The sequence below is a fragment of the Streptomyces sp. NPDC111516 genome (assembly GCF_055635345.1).
Map to the genome: position 1 here is coordinate 165,564 of NZ_JBVKBV010000005.1, position 17,930 is coordinate 183,493.

Genomic DNA, 17,930 nt, shown 5'->3' on the forward strand with positions numbered 1-17,930 from the left:
AGGCGCCGAGCGGGTGACCGCACCTCCGCCCACCCGCAGCAGGTGCACGCTCTCGACTCCGGGACGGCCGGCGCACCACGTAGCCGCCAAGCGGACCGGCTGCCGGTGGCCGGCGGACTCGTCCGGTACGGCGTGGCGCCCGACCACCCCGCGACCAAGAAGGTGGGTGACACCTTCGCGCGCTTCCACACCCATCCCCGGGTACGGATGCACCCGGGCGTCGAGATCGGCAAGGACATCACCGCGGAGGAACTCGCCGCGCATCATGACGCGGTCATCTACGCCGTGGGCGCGTCCACCGACCGCCGACTCGGCATCCCGGGCGAGGACCTGCCGGGCAGCATCTCGGCGACCACGTTCGTGTCCTGGTACAACACGCACCCCGAGGTCGGGCCGGACGTCATCGATCTGTCGGCCGAGCGCGTGGTCGTGACCGGCAACGGCAACGTCGCCCTCGACGTCGCGCGTGTCCTCGTCACGGATCCCGCGGCGCTGGCCGGCTCGGACATCGCCGACCACGCGCGCGGCCCTGCCGGACGGGCCCGGCGGGCGGTCCAGCGCGTATACCGTGACCGGATTGCCCTTGACCGTGTCCTGGCGTCGCGGCGAGAAACCGAGACGCTCGGCCACTCTCACGGACGGCTCGTTGCCCGGTCGGACGACAGAGACCACGGCCCAGCTCAGCCCACTGACGCTCGATCACAGCGAGTCGTTCCCACGACTGCTGACGCTGTGTCCGCCCTGCTCATGGCGTGTGCGCCAGCCGCCCCCCGTCCCGGCCGCTCACGCTACCGTGTGCTACCAGCGCTCTTCCGGTTTCTGCCCTGAGATACGACGTCTCTCGGCGCAAGCCGTGCCGGCGCCCGCCATGTCCACTTCCGAGCCTGCTGCACCGCCTCTCATCTCCGCACCGTGTGTGTGCGGACCGCGCGACGACCCATGGAGAACACGTTGGGGACGAAGTTCCGTTCTCGTATCACCGCCCGGCTTGGGCGCACTTACCTGTCCAGGATCCAGAAGTACGGAATCGGCTCCTCCACGATCCGGCTGCTGCCCGAGGACCTGCTGATGCTGCTGCGCAGGGACGGCCTGGACCCGGTGGACAAGCTGGCCGGGCTCCAGGCGACCGCGCCGGTGTCCAAGGTGTCGCTGCCGTTCGGAATGGATGTGTGGGTGGTCACCGGCTACGAGGAGTCGAAGGCCGTGCTCGGATCGGCCGACGGTTTCAGCACCGACTTCGCCCATCTCGCGACGAACGCCGGAGTGGCAGCGGAACAGAGCCCCGGCGGGCTCGGGTTCAGCGACCCTCCCGTGCACACCCGACTGCGCCGCATCCTGACACCGGAGTTCACGATGCGGCGGCTGCGTCGTCTCACGCCCCGGATCGATGCCATCGTCGAGGAACGCCTGGGCGCGATGGAAGCCTGTCGGGGCCCGGTCGATCTCGTGAAGGAGTTCTCGCTTCCGATACCCTCCCTCACGATCTGTGAGCTGCTCGGCGTGCCCTACGAGGACCGCCACGACTTCCAGCAGTTGGCCATGGACCGCTTCGACCTCTTCGGTGGCACGACCGCGCCCTTCGGCGCCATGTCGGAGTCCCTGGCGTACTTCAGGAACGTGGTCAGGATGCAGCGCGAAGCACCGGGCGACGGGCTGCTCGGCATGATCGTGAAGGAGCACGGCGACAGCGTCGATGACGAGGAACTCGCGGGCCTCGCCGACGGAGTGCTGACCGGCGGCTTCGAGACGACCGCCAGCACGATCGCCCTCGGCTCCCTCGTGCTGCTCCAGAACGCCGACGTCTTCGAGCGAATACGGACGGACGACGCGGCCGCCGCACCGCTCGTCGAAGAGGTGCTGCGCTACCTCTCCGCGGTGCAGCTCGCCTTTCCCCGGTTCGCCCGTCAGGACATAGAGATAGCGGGGATGGTCATCCCCCGCGGCGACATGGTGCTCTGCTCACTGAGCAGCGCCAATCGCGACACGTCGTACGTGAGCGACGGCGGACGCTTCGACCCGCACCGCAATCCCTCGGGTCATCTCGCCTTCGGTCACGGCATCCACCGCTGCATCGGCGCCGAACTGGCACGCATGGAACTGCGCTCCGCCTATCCCGCCCTGGCCCGGCGGTTTCCCCGGATGCGCCTCGCCGTCCCGCCCGAGGAACTGGCCTTCCGGAAGCTGTCGATCGTGTACGGCGTCGAATCGCTGCCGGTGCACTTGCACTGAGCGGGCGTACGGACCTCGCGTCCCCATGGACCGGTCCGCCGGTCCCCGTCCTACCAGGTGACGGTGATCCGCTGCGGGATGTGGTGCCGCTTCGCCATTCGACTTCGTCGGCGGGGCGTGCCAGGCGGATGCCGGGGAAGCGGCCGGCGAGCCGGTGCAGGGACAGCTGGAGTTCGAGCCGGGCCGGCCAGGCGCCCAGGCAGTGGGGATCAGGTGGAGCAGCCGCTCCGCCACTGTCCCGGCGGCCCGTTCGTCCTCACCTGCCCGGCTGGATGGCGGGGGCCGGCCCCCGTGGCCTCAACGAAGGTCGGCCGCCGGTGAACGCACGGCGGCGGCGACGGACTCCAGAACCTCGATGGGGCGCAGCAAGTCCCCGTAGCCGATCGGTGGCCTGCCGGTACGAACCATCTCCAGGAACGCCTCGAGGCCCGGTACGCAGTACCGCGCGCCGAGGGTGAGCGTCTGCTGGACCATGGTGTCCTGAGTGAACGTCATTCCGTGGAAGGGGATCTGGTCCCTGTCGTTCGGCTTGACGAAGTTCACGACGACACGGGTGCCGCCCGCGGTGAACGACGCGGTGACCGTGGTGTCGGTGGCGTCGGTGCGTACGTCGGAGATCTCGCCGGGGGCGAGCCGGAGAGCGAGGTCCACCGGGTGGATGCCGTAGAAGAAGATCCCGCCGTACTCGCTGTCGGGATCGGCCGGCCCGGACATGACGACCGCGTGCGGCCTGCCGGCCCTCGCGGACCGGGCCACCAGTGCGTCGGCGTCGGGAATCCAGCGGAGTGCCGAGGACGACGTGAGCGGCGCGTCATGGGCGAGCGCGGTGTCCGTCATGGCCCGGGCATCCTCGACGGTGCAGGCCAGCGGCTTGTCCACGAACACGGGAAGCCCCTCGGTCAGGAAGGGGACGGCCAGGTCGCGGTGGTGCGCACCGTGCCGGTCCGCGACGATGACGGCGTCCACCAGTCCGAGCAGGGCGGTGGGTTCGTCGACAATCCTCTCCACCCCCGGGGTGGTTGCCAGCATGTCGTTACGCCGGTTTTGCCCACCGCTGAGAGCCACGACGCGGGCGTCGCCGGCCGCCTCGTGGACGTTGAGGTGGCCGACGATGTGGTCGACATGGGTGTTCTCGGTGCCAGTGATCCCGATACGCATCGGGAGAGGCTACCTTCACGGTGACACGGATCGCTGACTGCACTCCCCCCAGGTCACGGGGCGGGCGAGCCCCTGCTGTGGTCGCCACGCCCCATCACGTGCGTAGGTGGTGGGTTCGGTCGCCGGCGTCAGGTGAGGGCCGCCGCCAGGATGGTGGCTGCCTCGGCGATCAGGTGGTCGTCCGCCTCGGCGTCCTCCTCGTGCCGAGTGGACAGGACAGCCATCACGACCGGCCCCCGGTGGGACGGCCAGGCGATGCCCACGTCGTTCGTGGTCCCGTAGCGGCCGGTGCCGGTCTTGTCGCCGACGGTCCAGTCCTCGGGAAGGCCGGCGCGCAGGCGGTTGTCGCCGGTCGTGTTGGCCAGCAGCCACCCGGTCAGCCGCTTCCGGTCCCCCGCCGCCAGGGCGTTCCCGAGTGCGAGCCGCGCGTAGGTCCGGCCAATGGCCCGGGGACTGGTGGTGTCGGTCGGACGCCCTGGTTCCGCCGAGTTCAGCTCAGGCTCCCAGCGGTCGAGCCGGGTCACTGCGTCCCCGATGGACCGGCAGAAGCGAGTGACGGACGTCGGTCCGCCGAGCTCCTCCAGCAGGAGGTTCGCAGCGGTGTTGTCGCTGTGCGAGATGGCCGCGCCGCACAGATCCTCGACCGTCATCCCGTGCGCGAGGTTCTCGGGCAGACCGGTCACGGGCGCGCCTCCCGACCTCTTGATGTCCTGCTCCGTGTAGTGAATGACCTTCGAAAGGAACGCCCCGTCATGGTCGAGGTCCCTCAGGACGGCCCCGACGGCCGGCGTCTTGAACGCCGAACACATGGGGAAGCGCTCATCCCCCCGGTGGAGGACGGCCCTGCCCGTCACCGTGTTCCACCCGAACACCCCCAGCCGCGCGGCATGTTCCCGTTCCAGGTCGTGCAGCTTCCGCGCCGCCCCGCTTCCCGGGCCGGCGGCGTACGCGGCCGCTGTCATGGAGCCAGTGGCCAGCGCCACCCCCAGACCGCCGGCGAGCACCGCACGGCGTGACGCGCCCCTGCTCGATTTCAAGATCTCCCGCCTTCCCTCGCGTGCAGTCCGTCTTCTCACACTTGTACAACCTGTCTTCTCGTGCGGTCGCACTTCTTGCACACGACGTTTCCGGCATCCCACCGGTTGCAGGCGAAGGGCGGTGCGCGCCGGTTCATCACCTCGGCGCACGCCCGGGCGTAGCACGTCGTTGTGCCTGCCTTGCTCCCGCACTCACCTGACCGTGGCGAGTCTGCCGTGCGGCTGGACGGTGACGAGGGCGATGCCCGCGCAGCACAACGCGAGGAGCAGGAGTTCGGTGACCGAGGGGGCGGGCGCGGTGCCCAGTGCCCAGTCGCCGAGGCGCACCGTGAAGGGAACGGCCAGCTGCACAGCGGCGGTGAAGACCGGCCCCCGCAGCAGGATGAGCCGGTGTTGTACGAGGTAGGCGGGCGCGTACACAGCCGCGCCCAGCGCCACGATGCCACCGGTCGCGGCGAGTGTCGGAGGGTGGACGATCAGCGCGGGCAAGGCCATCGGGAGCAGCAGACAGGTGGCCGCGGCGAGCAGCACCGGCAGAACGGCGAGAGGTGGCAGCCCCGACAACCGTTCCCGGTACAGGAACCCGTACACCGCGAAGGCCACGGTCGCGGCCGCCACCAGCAGCAGCCCCACCCCGTCCACGTCGCCCGCGTCCGCGCCGAGCCCCGCGTATCCGGCCGCCGCCGCGCAGGCCAGCGCCGCCCCCACCGCCTTGCGCGGCCCGGACCGCTCGCCGAAGAACAACGCACCCACGGCAACCGAGGCACACGGCATCAGCGCGACGACGAGATTGGTGAGCGAGGTGCCGATGCGCGGGATGGCGAGCAGGGTACCGGCCGCGTATCCGGCGAAACCGAGCAGGCCCAGCAGCCATACGTTGCCCGGCCGGGCGGCGGCCCGGCGCAGTTCGGCCCTGCCGCCCGCGCTGGAGGCGGCGACTGCGGTGAGTACGGCGCAGCACACCGCGGTGCGGCCCACGGCGACGATCAGCGGATCGGTCCCGGTGACCAGGGCGCCGGAGAGCAGCCAGGTCCCGGCGAGCAGCAGCACGAGGACAACCGGCACAGCATGGCCTTTCCGTAGGCGGCGGTGGAACGGGCGCACGCCTCAGAACCGTACGAGCTGCCCGCTCACCCGTGAACACCGCCGCTTCTCGGCGATCGTACGGACCTCCGAGACCTGCCGGACCTTCCGCCGAACCCCCGCACGGCACCGATCACCCGTGTTAAACGCCCAAGATCAAGTGCTTAGCGTTACTGGCTGTCCCGTTGGTCCCCAAGGCCGATGTCGACGTACCCGATGCCGAGCACGTCGTACTCCACCCCCGCGGTCACCAGCGCGACCCCTCGCACGGTCAGCGATCGGTGGCCGCGTCCCGGTAATCCGGGGAGAGATGCAGGTGGGCCAGGTCGTGCGGCACGGGGCCGTCGTGGCGGATGAGGGGTGCGCTCTCCCCGTCGGCGGCCGTGGCCGGGGCGTCCGTGAGGCGGAGCCGTGTGCGCAGCCGCCCGTAGAAATCGTGCGGACCGAACCTGATGACGCGCAGACGGCGCGGGGCCGCGTACACCCCGAGCCAGTCCCCGGCGTCCAGCACGCCGCGCAGCTGCCCGTCGATCGTGACCGCGCCCTGCCCCGAATGGGGCAGGACCCGCACCGCGACCGGTTCGTCCGGCGCGACGACCACGGTGCGATCGAAGGTCATGTGCGGCGCGACGGGCGTGAAGAGGATGGCATCCATGCGCGGTGAGACAACCGGACCGCCCGCGGCGAAGCTGTAGGCGGTCGACCCCGTGGGGGTGGCCATGATGACGGCGTCGGCCGAGTACGAGGCGAGGAGCCGGCCGCCGATGTACACGCCGAGACTCACCTGCCGGTCGCGTGCGAGTTTCTCGACGACGACGTCGTTGAGGGCCGTGACGTCCAACGCCACTCCCCAGCCCTCCCCCCCGGCCTCGGCCTCCCGGTCGACCTGGGGAGGCGGCAGCATCGGGCGTCGTCCATAGCCCATCAAGGCATCGATGTCCTTGGGAACCTTCAGCACCCGGGAGGTCCTCATCGTCAGCGTCATGCGCTCCTCGACGTCCGCCCGCCCGCGGTGGACGGCATCGAGTGCCCGGACCACGTCCTCGACCGGCACCTCGGTCAGGAAGCCGACCCGGCCCAGGTCGATCCCGAGGACGGCGCCGTGGTTCTTGGCCGCGATCCTGGCGCCGCGCAGAAAGGTCCCGTCGCCGCCGAGTGTCACGATGAGGTCGGGGTTGCCGGCGACATGGGCCTCCTCCCGTCCGCCGCGCCGACGTGCGTCGTCGCGCCACACGTCGATGTCCGTGCACGGAATGTCCTCGCCCGCGCACCAGTCGCGTACCACCCGCGCCGCGACGACAGCCTCGGGATGTCCCTGGTGGACGACGATTCCGACCCGCTCGACACTCATCTCGCTCCGACTCCCCGTGTTCCTGTGTGGTGGCAGTGACCATGTCCTGACTCCACCTTGATGGCCCACGGGTGCGCCCGCTCGATCACCGGGCCGCCGGGCCGTCCGCGGTCAGGCGATCGGGCGCTACGGGGCGCGGCGTGATGCGGAGCGGGCGCGGCAGACTGGTGGGGAAGGGTTCGTCCGCTCTTCATGCACGGGACGCGGCCGGTGCCGCCCGGTGGCTTCCGGGAGCGCGGCACCGTGTGCCCGTCACATCCGTCCGGAGGAACGCGTCATGACCGAGGTCGAGGCGTCCCGGCACAAGCGGCGTCCTCTCAGCGCGTCGGCCGGGGCCCTGGCTCTCGCCGCCGCCTCGATCGGCCTCTGGGCCACCACCGGTTCCCTCGCGCCGGCCGCCGGTCTCCCGGCCCCGGATCACGTGGTGGTCGTGGTGATGGAGAACCACGGCTACAACCAGGTGATCGGCAGCTCGGACGCCCCGTACATCAACAACACCCTCAAGGCGGGCGGCGCCGACCTCACCCGGTCCTTCGGACTCACGCACCCCAGCGAGCCGAACTACTACATGCTGTTCTCAGGCTCCGACCAGGGCCGCACCACGGACAGTTGTACGGGCGTCGGTTCCTTGTCCGCGCCCAATCTCGCCGCCGAGTTGATCGCAACCGGGAAGACCTGGGCCAGCTTCAACGAGTCGCTGCCCCGCCAGGGTTCGACGGTCTGCGGCGGCGGCGACTACACGCAGCGGCACAACCCCTGGTTCGGTTTCTCCAATGTGCCGACCAGCACCGCGAAGACCATGGCGCAGTTCCCGGCCGACTTCACCAAACTGCCGAAGGTCTCGTTCGTCGTGCCGAACCTGTGCGACGACATGCACACGTGCCCGGTCTCCACCGGTGACACCTGGATCAAGAACAAGCTGGGTGCTTATGCCGACTGGGCCAGGACCCACAACAGCCTCCTGGTCGTCACGTTCGACGAGGGAAGCAAGTGGTCGGGCAACCGCATACCCACCGTCCTCTACGGCGAGCACGTCATCCCCGGCAGCTCCAACGGCGACGCCTACGACCACTACGACGTGCTCCGCACCCTGGAGGACCTGGCCGGTCTGACGACGCACGCAGGCAACGCGGCCTCGGCGTCCGACATCACCGGCATCTGGAAGTGACACCCGGGTGTCCCGCGGATTCCGGCCGCGCCGACGCCGCCACCCCCGACGCCCGTCATGAGGTGACGGCAGAGCGGGGGTGACGGCGGGGCCGGGCGGACCGGAGTGCAGGACGGTGGTCGCGGGCCCCGGTCGTCCGGTCAGGGCCGCACGTCCTCCGGAATGCTGACCAGCCAGCGGGTCTCCTGGCGGGGCCGCAGATACAGCGCCCAGTAAAGCGTGGCGACCGCGGTGATTCCACCGGTCCACAGCAGGTACTCGGTCTCCTGCTGGGTCAGGATGTAGGCGAGCACGGCGATGAGCAGCACAGGGATCGCCGGCCACAGCGGCATGCGCCAGGCCGGCGCCTCGCGGTGCGCCCCGCGGCGGCAGAGCAGGGCGGCGACCGCGACCAGCAGGTACATGCCGGTGACGGAGACGCCGGTGACGCCGTAGAGGGTGTCCAGGTTGACGAAGCAGAGTGCCGCGCCGGGGACGCCGACGATCAGGGTCGCGACCCACGGGGAGCCGAACCGGCCGAGCCGGGAAAGGGCGTTGTTGACCGGCTCGGGCCATGCCTTGTCGCGGGCGGAGGCGAACAGGACCCGTGAGTTCTGGATGACCATCACGATGCCCGCGTTGATGATCGCGAGGGCGACGCAGAGGCTCACGAACGTGCCGACAGCCGAGTTGGACCAGGCGGCGACCATGGTGTTGAGGTCGCCCGAGGTCAGGTCCGCGAGGTCCGGGGCGCCGAGCGTGATGGCGATGACCGGGACGAGGATGACCGCGGTGGAGATGGCAAGCGTGGCAAGGACGGTACGGGCCACGTTGCGTCGGGGATTCTCCAGCTCCTCCGAGAGGTAGACGGCCGTGGAGAAGCCCTGGGTGATGAAGAGCGCGATCGCCAGCCCGGAGACCACCATCATCGCGGTGACCGTGGAGCTCGTCCCGCCCGACGAGGCGACCGAACCGTGCACCAGCGCGGAGGCTCCGCGCTCGGAGTGCGCGAAGCCGAGAACGGCGACGACGCCGGCCGCGATCACTTCCAGGACGAGGAAGATTCCGGTGATCCACGCGTTGGCGCGCAGGTCCAGGAGACCTGCGAGGGTGGCGAGCACCATGACTCCGGCGCCCGCGAGGGGGGCCGGTATGTGCACCACGGGAGCGAGGTAGTCGGCCGTGCCCATGGCGATGACCGGGGGCACGATCATCACGACCAGCAGAGAGAGCACGAAGACGAGCCAACCGGCCAGCCGTCCCGCCATGGTCGACACCATGGCGTACTCACCGCCCGCACTCGGGATGAGGGTGCCCAGTTCCGAGTAACAGAAGGCGACTGCGATACAGAGCAGCGAGCCGATGCCGATGGTCAGGGCGGTGTACGTGCCGAGGCTGGAGAACAGGTCCGGTACGACCACGAAGAGTGTCGAAGCGGGCGTCACGCAGGAGAGCGTGAGCAGTGTTCCGCCCACGACACCGATGGAACGCTTGAGCTTCTGCGGGGTGGGGCCGGTCGCGGGGGCCAGCGCCTGGGGAGCGCTGAGCGTTTCGGTCATCGTGCGATTCCGATCAACAGGTGCGGTGACTGAGCGCGGGAGCGGTATCGCCTCCAGACGAGGACGTGGTGAGTGGTTTCGTCGCTCCCGGCGACGACATGCAATCCTGACGAGTTCCGCAGGTCAAGAGCTATTCACCTACGGAATTCGTTGTTTCGGCAAACTGGTCCAACGGTTTGGTGTTAAAAGTGCGTCATTCCGTTGAGGATCGGCGGATACGGGAACCGCAGCGGGATCCGGTGGAAAGTTTCGCCCGTTCCAGATTCCGGAAGGGTGCGGGCGTCCCGGGGCACCGCGGAGGGCGGACGGCTGAGCGTGCGCGTCGCTCGGGCGGCGAGTCCCCACGCTCCGGCTGCGGGTGCGCGTCCACGGACTTGGTGCCAGCCTGGTCTCATGGCTTGGGCGTCATGGACGACTCGCGGTGTGTTCTCCGGGCATGGTGGCGTGCTGACGGACGAGGTCGGCGTCCTGTCCGGAGACCTGACGGTTCACACGACCTGGGCCGATGACACGGCCCAGGTGACTGTGCAGTACACGGGTGCGATCGACTGGTTCACCATGTCGGGCAGCCCCGTGCGCTGCTGCTCCGAGGACGACAGTCGACGCCTTCACGACGCCGTGGTGAAGTCCGTCCGTCAAGGAGCAGCGGCCACGGTTCCCAGGCCACCACCCCAGAAGCCGGAGTAGCGCTCACCGTCGGCCGGGGCAGATCGCGTCGTTCCGTACGGCGGCTTTCTCGCATCACAGCGGAGCCCGGCTGGTGCGTGCCGTCGAGGCGCCGGCAGCGCGGGGGACTGCGCGCAGCACACGTCGGCGTTGGACGACGCCCTGCTCGCGGCGGCGGAGAGGAACTGGAGTCCCTGCTCTTCCGGCTCTCCGTTCTTGTCCAGCAGCGACCGAACGGCGGTCCCTGACCGGCGGGTGCGGTCCTTCACAAGGGGTCTGCTCGACCCCGCGTGAACCCGTGAACCCGTCGGCCCTGAACCGCCGTTCGGTGACAGTGTGTGTCAGTAGGCACCGAAGACGTTGTCGATCGAGCCGTACTTGTGGGCCGCGTAGTTGCACGCTGCGGTGATGTTGGCGACCGGGTCGTAGCTGTCCATCGACGTACCGGGCACGTGGTAGGCACGGAACGTCGGGTCGATGATCTGCAGGAGACCCTTGGACGGTATTCCGGCGGCGGCGTTCGAGTCCCAGTTGTTGATGGCCCGGGGGTTGCCGGAGGACTCGCGCATGATGTTGCGGTGGATGCCGTCGTAGCTGCCGGGGATGCCGTTCTGAGCCATAACGGCCAGCGACTCCTTGATCCAGCCGTCCAGATTGTTGGTGTACTTGGCGGGGGCGGCGGCGGCCGCAACGGCGACGTTGTTCACGGCGGATACGCCAGTGGAAGCGCTGGCCCCGGCCTTGGCGCCGATGGTCAGCTTCATGCCCGCGTGAATCAGGGCGGGGTTGTCACCGACGGTCTCTCGATTTTCCTCGTACACCTTCTGCCAGCCACCGCTGACGGAATGCTGCTTCGCGATCTTGGAAAGGGTGTCACCCGCGATCACGGAATAGACGGTGGGCGCGGCCTTCTGTACGGAGATTTCTTTGGTGGCGGCCGACGCCGTGGCCTTTTCGGCGGTGGCGGCCTGGGCCGGCGCGGCCGAGGCGAAGCCGGCGCAGACCAGCGGCAGCACGAGGGCGGCTCCGCCCGTGGTCGCGGCGATGAAACTGCGGGTCAGCGAAGTGGGCTTGCGACGACGATACTTACCCGTAGCGGGCATGGCGAATTCCTCTCCGTCGCCTACGAGGTGAGCTGTCGGGTTCAGACTGGAGATGTCTGGCCGCATGCAATTGCGACTTCACCCCGAGCCGTTCCGGATACCGGTTCGGCGGCTTACCTGGGTCCCCCGCTCCTGCCGTACGTGAGTGGGTCGGTTTTTCGGACGGTGGCAGGATTCGGCGTTCCGTCCGGATTGAGGGTGACCGTAGGCGAGAAATGCCGAAGGGAACAAGCCTCTAATTTTTGATCACAATTCATTTGCAAGATCGAATCACTGAACGGGAAGTAAGCCACCTCACATAGCCATGTCAAATTCCCTTGCACAGAAGGGAACCGGGTGGCACTCCACGACACGGCGAGGCCTGAACGTGACTCACACCACGCAGCTTCAGAAAGGGGCATTTCGGGCAACACCCAGAGACCGCAACTCCCCTAAATGCCCCTTTGTTACCCAAGGGCTCATGTCCAACAAAATTGCACATATTGGACATTTGACTGACTCTTCGCATGTTCTCGCTCCGGTGCGCCGCCGTCGGGCCGACCACGCCCGGCAGGAGCGGCCGCCCGTTCACTGGTGCCACTCCCCCGCACGCAACCGAGGCGTTGCCTTCCGCCCGCCGGATCGCTAAGGTTTCAAGCTGTCCTGTTGTCTCCGATAGAGGTGGACGTTGCGCATCTGAGGTTCGCGATCATCGCGCCGTACGGCTCCGGTCGTACGCCCGTCACGCAGTAGCAGTGTTTCCCCCTGCCCGTGACCCCGCGTGGATGCGACCTCGGTGCATGAGCCGTCCCTCGATCTTTCGGACCGCCGTACCTGTTCCCGTTTCGGTCGCTGCGTGGTGCTCGCATACGAAGCCCCCTTCACCGCGCTCACGACTGCGAGGATCACCATGGCGACACCCACCACCCCCAGCGCCTCCCTCACCTGCTCCGCCCTGTCCTTCCAGTGGCCGGACGGCACTACCGTCCTCGACGGGCTCTCGCTCAGCATCGGCCGGGGCCGAACCGGCCTCGTCGGCAACAACGGCGCGGGCAAGTCCACACTGCTGCGCCTGCTGGCCGGCCGGCTGCGCCCCTCCCACGGCTCGGTGACCGTCGGCGGCAACCTCGCCTACCTTCCTCAGAACATCACCCTCGATACGACAGTGCGGGTGGACGAGGCCCTGGGCATCGCCGGGCGGCGCGACGCGCTGCGCGCCATCGAGGCCGGAGATGTGGACGAGAAGCATTTCGAGACGATCGGCGACGACTGGGACGTGGAGGAACAGGCCCTCGCGACACTGGGGTCGCTCGGGCTCGGATACCTGGAACTGGACCGCACCGTGGGCCAGATGTCCGGCGGGGAGACCGTCCTGTTGCGCCTGGCCGCCCTGCTGCTGGAACGGCCCGACGTCCTCCTGCTGGACGAACCGACCAACAACCTCGATGTGTTCGCGCGCCGCAGGCTCTACGACGCCGTCGACAACTGGCGCTCCGGAGTACTGGTCGTGGTCAGCCACGACCTCGAACTGCTCGAACGCGTGGACCGCATCGCCGAACTGCGCGCCGGATCCGTGAGCTGGTACGGCGGTGGCTGGTCGGCCTACCAGGAGGCACTGGCCACCGAACAGGAGGCCGCCGGACGGATGTTGAAGGCCGCAGAGGCCGACGTGCGCCGGCAGAAACGCGAACTGGAGGAGACCCAGGTGAAGCTGGCCCGCCGCCAGCGCCAAGGCAGGAAGGCGGAGGCCGACGGAGGCCTCCCGAAGATCCTCGCCGGCCGTCGGAAGCGGTCCGCGCAGGAGTCCGGGGGCAAGCTTCGCGGCGTCCACGAGGAGCGGCTCAGCGAGGCGCGCGAACGCCGCGAGGAGGCCGCGGACGCGGTACGTGACGACGCCGAGATCCGCGTGAGTCTTCCCCGCACCGCCGTTCCCACCGGCCGCACCGTGCTGAGCCTGCACGAACTGCGCCCCCGGTTCGGCAGGCTGCGCCAGGGCAACCTCCATGTGCACGGGCCCGAACGCATCGCACTCGTCGGGCGCAACGGGGCCGGCAAGACCTCGCTGTTGCGCACCCTCACCGGCGAGCTGGCTCCGCTGTCCGGCGAGGCCAGGACGTTCGTACCGCTGCAGTTCCTTCCCCAGCGGCTCGATGTGCTGGACGAGGAGCTGAGCGTTGCGGCGAACGTGGCCCGCATGGCTCCCGGGGTCACCGACAATCACATCCGCTCCCAGCTCGCGCGCTTCCTGTTCCAGGGGAAGCGCGCGGAACAACCGGCTGGCACCCTCTCGGGTGGAGAGCGCTTGCGTGCCGCGCTCGCCGCGACGATGCTCGCCGCACCGGCCCCGCAGTTGCTGATGCTGGACGAGCCGACCAACAACCTCGACATCGCCGGTGTGCGACAGCTGACCAGCGCACTCCAGTCGTACGAGGGTGCGCTGCTGGTCGCCGGCCACGACCTGCCGTTCCTGGAATCGGTCGGCATCACCCGCTGGCTGCTCCTCGGGGAGGAGCTCCAGGACACCACCGCGGAGGAGGTGCGTGAACTGCTCGCAGCACCGGAAACGGAGCGAGCGGAGGCGTAAGAGGAGCACGGGAGGGGGTGCGGGCCTTCAGCAGGACGGAGGCCCGCACCCGTGCCACGGGTCAGAGCCTGGCGATGATCTTGTTCATCTTCGTGATCTCGGCGGTCTGGGCGGTGATGACGGCGCCGGCGAGCTTCTTCGCGTCGGCGTTGCTGCCGTTCTTCTGCTCGTCCTCGGCCATGGTGACCGCACCCTGATGGTGGCCGATCATGAGCTGGGCGAACTTCTTGTCGAAGCCCTTGCCCCGGACACCTTCGAGGTCGCTCATGTCCTTGTCGGACATCATCCCGGGCAACCCCGAACCGCCGTCCGAGCCATGGTCCATGCCGGGCATGTCACCCATCGTGGCCGAGGACTCGGGCAGCGGCTTGCCCCAGGAAGTCAGCCAGTCCTTCATGGTGTTGATCTCGGGGTCCTGGGCCTTCTCGATCGCGGCGGCCAGTTCCTTGATCTCGGGGTCGGCGGCGCGGCCGTCGGCCAGCTTCGCCATTTCGACGGCCTGCTGGTGGTGCGGGATCATCTGCTGCGCGAACTTCACGTCCGCGTCGTTGAACGCACCGACGGGGATGGCCGGCGCGGAGGCACCGGCGGAGCCGTGGTCCATGCCGGGCATGGACGAGCCGTCGGAGCCGGAGCCTTCGGAGGAGCCGCAGGCCGCCAGCGTCAGGGCGAGTGCGGCGACGGTGCCGACGGCCGCGAGCGTGCGGCGGGGGGCAGCGGAAGACAGGAAAACGGACATCACACGTTCTTTCCAGGTGGATCGCGCCACACCGGTGGCGCGCGAAACGGGCAGGATCCTCGAGCCGGTCCGGCCGTAGGGCAGGGAACCGGCGGACACCCGTCACGTCCGCGCCACACACACCTGGAGCAGTAGCTCTCTGCCGACGAACGGCGGCCCCCGCCGTGCCGGTCCTCGCACCGCCGGACGCAACCGCCCGAGCACCCACACGGCCAGGGTCACGAGACCCAGCGCCATGAAGAGTGGCAGCAACCGGTCGCGGACGTGGGTCGATACGCACGACTCGCCGTTCATCCCGGTCGCGGCGGCGTCCGCCCGGAGGATGCCATGTTCTTCCGGTACGGCCGTATGCCCGGCACCGGTCGCCATGGACATGGGCGATTCCGAGGTCACGGCCATGCCACCGTGACAGCCCCCGGCAGCACTCGCCGGGGCCCCGTGCATGAGGAACAGCCCGCACAGCACGGCACACAGCACGAGCAACCGGGACATTCCCGGTGCGCGCGTCCTGCTGCGATCCACGGCTGCCTCGAATTCCCGGTCGTACGAGTCCTGCGGTACCGGCCCGACGATACCCCCACCGGGTTCCCCCCGTCCTGTCGCACGACGTGCCGTCGCACCCCCGTGCCGCCGGGACGACGTGCTCGGCCGCCGTGCCCACGAAAGCGTCTGCATCCGTACGGACTGCGGTAGGACGACCTGCTCGTGCGGGGCGCGGACGAAGACAGCCGGGCCGGGGCATCCGATGCGCGATGGCTCACCCGGCGTTGCGGGCGCGCGTCCAGGCGGCGTCGCGCAGCAGGCGCAGTCCGTTGAGGCCGACGATGACAGTGGAGCCCTCGTGCCCGGCGACGCCCAGGGGCAGCGGCAGCGTGCCGGTCAGGTCCCAGATGACGAGGCCGGTGATGAAGACGGCCGCGATCACCAGGTTCTGCGCCACGAGGCGGCGGCACCGGCGCGAGAGCGCCACGGCAGTCGGGATGGTGGCGAGTTCGTCGCGGACGACGACGGCGTCGGCGGTCTCCAGGGCGAGGTCGGAGCCGGCTCTGCCCATGGCGATGCCGGTGTGGGCGGCGGCCAGTGCCGGGGCATCGTTGACCCCGTCCCCGACCACGAGGACCTTCCGTCCGGCGCCCTCCATCTCCTTGACCTCGCGCACCTTGTCCTGTGGCAGCAGACCGGCCCGGACGTCGCCGATCCCGGCCTCGGTGCCCAGGCGAGCGGCGGCGCGCGGATTGTCGCCGGTGACCAGCACCGGTGTGCTCCCGGTGAGAGCGGTGAGGCGGGTGACGGTGTCCCGGGCTTCGATGCGCAGCCGGTCGGCGATACCCAGAGCGCCGACGGGCGCGCCGTCGAGGACGACCAGTACGGCGGTACGGCCGTCTTCCTCCAGATGTGCGCTGAGTTCGGCGGCCCCTTCGTGGGGGCGGCCGTTCAGCAGACGGGCGGGGCTGCCCACGGCGACGGCGCGGCCGTCCACCGTCGCCGCGACGCCGGTGCCGGGGGTGGAGACGAAGTCCTTCACGGCGGGCAGGGCGAGACCGCGACTCCGGGCCGCGTCGGTGACGGCCCGCGCGAGGGGGTGCTCGCTGGGATGCTCGGCCGCCGCCGCGAGGGTGAGCAGAGTGTCCGCGGTCAGGCCGGGGCCGGCCAGGGGGCGGATGTCGGTGACGCGTGGGGTGCCTTCGGTCAGGGTGCCGGTCTTGTCGAGGGCCACGGCGTCGATCTGTCCGAGGCGCTCCATCACGACGGCGGACTTGATCAGCACTCCGTGCCGTCCGGCGTTGGCGATCGCGGACAGCAGCGGCGGCATGGTGGCCAGGACCACGGCGCACGGAGACGCCACGATCATGAAGGTCATCGCCCGGAGCAGTGTCGGCTGCAGGTCCGCACCGAAGGCGAGGGGCAGGGTGAACAGGGCGAGGGTGGCCGCCACCATGCCGATGGAGTACCGCTGTTCGACCTTCTCGATGAACAGCTGGGTGGGGGCCTTCGTCCCGGACGCCTCCTCGACCAGGGCGACAATCCGGGCGATCACCGAATCGGACGGGTCACGCTCCACCGCGACCCGTAGCGCCCCGGTGCCGTTCAACGTCCCGGCGAAGACCTCGTCGTCCTGCTCCTTGGTCACCGGCAGCGGCTCGCCGGTGATGGTCGCCTGGTCGACCTCACTGGCCCCGTCGAGGACCCGGCCGTCGGCGCCGACGCGCTCACCGGGACGCACCAGGATCACGTCCCCGACCCTCAACTGCGCGGTGGGCACGGTCTCTTCGACACCGCCGTCGCCGAGGCGGGCCGCCGTGGCGGGTGCGAGGTCGAGCAGGCCCCGCACCGAGTCGGCGGTCCGTGCGGTCGCGAACGCTTCCAGGGCGCCCGACGTGGCGAAGATGACGATCAGCAGGGCACCGTCCAGCACCTGCCCGATCGCCGCCGCCCCGAGGGCGGCGACGACCATCAGCAGATCCACGTCCAATGTCCGGTCCTTGAGGGCCTTCAGGCCCTCCCACCCGGGCTCCCAGCCGCCCGCGAGGTACGTCAGCGCATACAGCGGGCCCCACGCCCACCACGGGGCGCCGAGCAGGTGCAGGCACAGCGCCGACAGGAACAGCCCCAGGGCAGCCGCGGCCCAACGGGCCTCCGGAAGAGCCAGGATCCGGGTGCGCCGTCCGGTGACGACCGCGTCCCGGACCGGGTCGACCGGCGAAGCCGTCCGGGTGACGGTGAAAGACATGGGCGGTGATCCTTCACACGAGAAGGCGGAGTACTTCGACCCCCGCACCATACAGGATCACATGAACACACATTCATGTGTTCATCTCCGTAGGATGTAGAGCATGGGCCACGGAGCTGACGCGAACACTGCTGCCACCGCGCGCGAGCGCCTCGACGCCGTGGGGGCCGCCGATGTGGCGGCCACCCTGCAGGCTCTCGCCACCCCGTCCCGGCTCCGTATCCTGGCCCGCCTCCAGGAGGGGCCGTGCCCGGCGACGGAGCTCGCCGACGCGGTCGGCATGGAACAGTCCGCCTGCTCCCATCAGCTGCGGCTGCTGCGCAACCTCGGCCTGGTCACCGGCGAGCGCCGGGGCCGCTCGGTGATCTACGCGCTGTACGACAACCACGTCGCCGAACTCCTCGACCAGGCCCTGTTCCACATCGAACACCTGCGCCTCGGCCTGCACGACACCCCCGCGGAGGAAGCGGTGGGAGCCGGTGACGCGGTGGTCGCCGCCATCCACTGAAGCCAGGCGATGTGCCGTCCGGGGTGCAGGGCCGACAACGTCGACGTGTACTGAAC

Annotated in this window: 14 protein-coding genes, 1 pseudogene and 1 riboswitch; of the genes and pseudogenes, 6 read left to right on the forward strand and 9 right to left on the reverse strand. The window is 69.5% G+C overall.

The window, feature by feature from the left end; all coding sequences use genetic code 11:
• Positions 1–93: 93 nt before the first annotated feature.
• Together ACZ7L9_RS12920 and ACZ7L9_RS12925 are read left to right on the forward strand one after the other, a co-directional pair.
• Positions 94–535, forward strand: a pseudogene (locus tag ACZ7L9_RS12920) (FAD-dependent oxidoreductase); the annotation flags it as partial.
• 416 nt (positions 536–951) lie between these two features.
• Entirely contained in the window at positions 952–2,229 is a 1,278-nt protein-coding gene (locus ACZ7L9_RS12925) for a cytochrome P450 (protein WP_471414902.1), read from the forward strand.
• 297 nt (positions 2,230–2,526) lie between these two features.
• On the opposite strand, the gene ACZ7L9_RS12930 is transcribed toward ACZ7L9_RS12925, so the two are convergent.
• From ACZ7L9_RS12930 to ACZ7L9_RS12945, 4 genes are all read right to left on the reverse strand, one after another.
• Positions 2,527–3,387 (reverse strand): Gfo/Idh/MocA family protein, encoded by an 861-nt coding sequence (locus ACZ7L9_RS12930; protein ID WP_471414903.1) that lies wholly within the window; start codon positions 3,385–3,387, stop codon positions 2,527–2,529.
• A 128-nt stretch (positions 3,388–3,515) separates the two neighbouring features.
• Complete coding sequence (gene bla, locus ACZ7L9_RS12935; protein ID WP_471415192.1) at positions 3,516–4,427, reverse strand: class A beta-lactamase; 912 nt, start codon at positions 4,425–4,427, stop codon at positions 3,516–3,518.
• A gap of 189 nt (positions 4,428–4,616) precedes the next feature.
• A complete protein-coding gene (locus ACZ7L9_RS12940; RefSeq protein WP_471414905.1) occupies positions 4,617–5,489 on the reverse strand; it encodes an EamA family transporter in 873 nt (290 codons plus the stop codon).
• Positions 5,490–5,778: 289 nt separating this feature from the next.
• Positions 5,779–6,858, reverse strand: a complete 1,080-nt coding sequence (locus ACZ7L9_RS12945; RefSeq protein ID WP_471414906.1) for an NAD(+)/NADH kinase — start codon at positions 6,856–6,858, stop codon at positions 5,779–5,781.
• 277 nt (positions 6,859–7,135) lie between these two features.
• Here ACZ7L9_RS12945 and ACZ7L9_RS12950 point away from each other — a divergent pair, with 277 nt between their 5' ends.
• Positions 7,136–8,026, forward strand: a complete 891-nt coding sequence (locus ACZ7L9_RS12950) for an alkaline phosphatase family protein (protein WP_471414908.1) — start codon at positions 7,136–7,138, stop codon at positions 8,024–8,026.
• Between the two features lie 140 nt (positions 8,027–8,166).
• Here the strand turns inward: ACZ7L9_RS12950 and ACZ7L9_RS12955 are convergent, their stop codons facing one another.
• Complete coding sequence (locus ACZ7L9_RS12955; protein WP_471414910.1) at positions 8,167–9,564, reverse strand: APC family permease; 1,398 nt, start codon at positions 9,562–9,564, stop codon at positions 8,167–8,169.
• 393 nt (positions 9,565–9,957) lie between these two features.
• Between ACZ7L9_RS12955 and ACZ7L9_RS12960 the strand changes: the two genes are divergently transcribed.
• Positions 9,958–10,251 (forward strand): hypothetical protein, encoded by a 294-nt coding sequence (locus tag ACZ7L9_RS12960; protein ID WP_471414912.1) that lies wholly within the window; start codon positions 9,958–9,960, stop codon positions 10,249–10,251.
• 320 nt (positions 10,252–10,571) lie between these two features.
• Here ACZ7L9_RS12960 and ACZ7L9_RS12965 read toward each other — a convergent pair whose 3' ends face one another.
• Positions 10,572–11,333: a transglycosylase SLT domain-containing protein gene (locus ACZ7L9_RS12965; protein WP_471414914.1), complete on the reverse strand. Its 762-nt coding sequence runs from the start codon at positions 11,331–11,333 to the stop codon at positions 10,572–10,574.
• 2 nt (positions 11,334–11,335) lie between these two features.
• Positions 11,336–11,496, reverse strand: a riboswitch (cyclic di-AMP (ydaO/yuaA leader).
• Between the two features lie 726 nt (positions 11,497–12,222).
• On the opposite strand from ACZ7L9_RS12965, the gene ACZ7L9_RS12970 reads away from it, so the two are divergent.
• A complete protein-coding gene (locus ACZ7L9_RS12970) occupies positions 12,223–13,896 on the forward strand; it encodes an ATP-binding cassette domain-containing protein (protein ID WP_471414915.1) in 1,674 nt (557 codons plus the stop codon).
• A gap of 61 nt (positions 13,897–13,957) precedes the next feature.
• Here ACZ7L9_RS12970 and ACZ7L9_RS12975 read toward each other — a convergent pair whose 3' ends face one another.
• The 3 genes from ACZ7L9_RS12975 to ACZ7L9_RS12985 form a co-directional block, all read right to left on the reverse strand.
• A complete protein-coding gene (locus ACZ7L9_RS12975; protein ID WP_471414917.1) occupies positions 13,958–14,635 on the reverse strand; it encodes a DUF305 domain-containing protein in 678 nt (225 codons plus the stop codon).
• Between the two features lie 102 nt (positions 14,636–14,737).
• Positions 14,738–15,028 carry a hypothetical protein gene (locus ACZ7L9_RS12980; protein ID WP_471414919.1) on the reverse strand — a complete coding sequence of 97 codons (291 nt, stop codon included), beginning with the start codon at positions 15,026–15,028 and terminating at the stop codon, positions 14,738–14,740.
• A gap of 364 nt (positions 15,029–15,392) precedes the next feature.
• Positions 15,393–17,366 (reverse strand): heavy metal translocating P-type ATPase, encoded by a 1,974-nt coding sequence (locus ACZ7L9_RS12985; RefSeq protein ID WP_471414921.1) that lies wholly within the window; start codon positions 17,364–17,366, stop codon positions 15,393–15,395.
• Between the two features lie 103 nt (positions 17,367–17,469).
• Between ACZ7L9_RS12985 and ACZ7L9_RS12990 the strand changes: the two genes are divergently transcribed.
• Entirely contained in the window at positions 17,470–17,874 is a 405-nt protein-coding gene (locus ACZ7L9_RS12990) for an ArsR/SmtB family transcription factor (RefSeq protein WP_471414923.1), read from the forward strand.
• Positions 17,875–17,930: the final 56 nt, after the last annotated feature.